Raw genomic sequence first — 1,490 nt, forward strand, 5'->3', positions numbered from 1 at the left:
GGGGGGGTGCCTCTATCTCTTTCGTCAAGCGAGGCGTGGGGTTCGGGGTTCGTAGAAGGTGCCGTCGCGGAGCATTGCGAACAGCACGTTGATCCGCTGGCGGGCGAGGCGGAGAAGTGCCTGGGTGTGGGTCTTCCCGCGCGCTCGGCAGCGGTCGTAGTAGGTGCGGGAGGCGGGATCGTGCAGGGCGGCGAACGCGGACAGGAACATCGCGCGTTTGAGCTGGCGGTTGCCGCCTCTGGGCGCGTGTTCGCCGTGGATCGAGGTCCCGGAAGACTTCGTGGTCGGGGCGAGGCCGGCGTAGGAGGCGAGGTGGGCGGCGGTGGGGAAGCCGGTGCCGTCGCCGACGGTGACCAGCAGCGTGGCGGCGGTCCTGACCGCGATCCCCGGCATCGAGGTCAGGACTTTGGAAAGAGGGTGTGCCTCCAACAGGGCACTGATCTGGGCTTCTGTGGCCCGGCGTTGTTCGTGGACGGCGCCGAGCGAGCGGGCCAGGGAGGGGACCACGATGTCGAGGGTGCCGGTGCCCGGGACCACGACGGTCTGCTCGTCGAGTGCCTCGAAGACATCGTCGATCAGCCGGGCAGCCATGCGCGGGGCCTTCGGGCGGACCACCTCGACCAGCCTGCGGCGTCCGGCCTTCCGCAGCGCGGCCGGGGATCCGTAGCGTTCCAGCAGCCAGGTCACAGCCTGGTGGTCCAGGCGCGGGCCGAGGACCCGCTCAAGGCTGGGGTGGAACTGGGTGAGCAGGCCGCGGATCCGGTTGGAGGTGCGGGTGGCCTCGGCCGCCAGGTCCTGGTCAAAGCCGACGAGGACGGTGAGCTCGGCGGTGATCTCGTCGGTCAGTTCCAGCGAGCGCAGGGTGTGCGGCATGGTGCGGGCCGCGTCCGCGATCACCGCGGCGTCCTTCGCGTCGGTTTTCGCCTCGCCGGGGTAGAGGTCGGCGATCCGCCGCATGGACAGGCCGGGCAGGTAGGCGACCTTGCAGCCGGTGTCCCGGGCGACCGTGAGCGGGAGGGCACCGATGGAAGCGGGCTGGTCCACCACGACGAGGACGGTGCCGAACTTGGTCTTCAGTTTCTCGAAGACCTCCCGCAACTTCGGTTCGCTGTTGGGCAGCTGCTTGTCGAAGACCTTCTTGCCCGCCGGAGTCAGCCCGTGCCCGTGGTGGGCGCTCTTGCCGACGTCCAGACCGAGGAAGACGCCTATCTCGTCGCTGTCGTTCAAGCCGTCCTCCCGAACGGATGTCATGCGTGCTGGCCTGGGCGTCGGCGTCGTGCGCGCATCCACGTTATGCAGACCTGCCGCCCGCAAGCGGCCGGGCGTTGCGCCAGGCCAGGCGGTAGTCGGACCTCTCATCAGCGTCTCCAACGGCGCCTCTCGGGCCCGGTGACACCACCCCCAGGTCATCCGTTCGACAGGGGGGAACAGTCATGCCGGGCCCGGAGGCCAGCGGCCCTCTTGCAGGACCGCGAAGAACATAACGGGGG

At 69.5% G+C, this 1,490-nt stretch carries 1 protein-coding gene; it reads right to left on the reverse strand.

The window, feature by feature from the left end; genetic code table 11:
- Window positions 1-24 precede the first annotated feature (24 nt).
- On the reverse strand, window positions 25-1,227 hold the full coding sequence (locus ACZ619_RS45825) for an IS110 family RNA-guided transposase (RefSeq protein ID WP_469612002.1): 1,203 nt from the start codon (window positions 1,225-1,227) through the stop codon (window positions 25-27).
- Window positions 1,228-1,490 lie beyond the last annotated feature (263 nt).

The organism is Streptomyces sp. NPDC104367 (genome assembly GCF_055583825.1).